This is a genomic window from Amycolatopsis sp. lyj-346 (genome assembly GCF_046548975.1).
Lineage (GTDB): Bacteria > Actinomycetota > Actinomycetes > Mycobacteriales > Pseudonocardiaceae > Amycolatopsis.
Window position 1 is genome coordinate 1 of sequence record NZ_JAJPWT010000066.1, and the last position, 608, is coordinate 608.

A 608-nucleotide genomic window follows, 5' to 3' on the forward strand; every position below is an offset into this window, starting at 1 on the left:
GTCCAGCCACGTCCGCACCGGCGTGTACCCGAACCAGGTCGTCAACTGCCCTTTCACCTGCGCGGTGTACGGATCGACGTACACGCTGTGCTGCTTCTCCCCCAGCTCCGGTGAGGTGAACACCACCTGGGTCGTGACGTCACCCGCGCCGACCGCGACGTACGACAGCGTGCCGTCGGGATGGGTCGCCCTGGCTGCGGCGACCTGTTCCGACAGCGGCTTCGCCGCCCGGCCCGCCGGCTCGGCATGCAACTCGGTGTCGTAGAGGATCGCGTCGAGTTGCGGGGTGATCGTGTACGCCAGACCGGTCATCGCCGCCACGACCAGGAACGGCGCCACCAGCACACCGGCGTAGAAGTGCAGCCGCAGCAGGAGCGCGCCCAGCCCGGTGGAGCGGCGTGCCGGCACGGGCACGTCCGACGTGACGGGGGCTTGCCGAGGCTGGTCGGCCTGGGCGGAGGTGATGGACATCCGGCTCCTCGATCGAAACTCGCGGCCGGCGTGGTGCACCGGTCTGTGATCCTGGTCGAAGGCGCCGCCCACGGATCCCCACCTGCCGTGGCGTCGCCGGACGCCGATACGGCTACCGGTATCCGCTCAAGTAGTCG

General features: G+C 69.9%; 1 protein-coding gene. It reads right to left on the reverse strand.

The genetic code is table 11. The annotated features are described in order from the left end of the window. A partial coding sequence (locus ACLJQE_RS44710) for a PepSY domain-containing protein (RefSeq protein WP_410645929.1) occupies positions 1-471 on the reverse strand: 471 nt, incomplete at its 3' end. Positions 472-608: the final 137 nt, after the last annotated feature.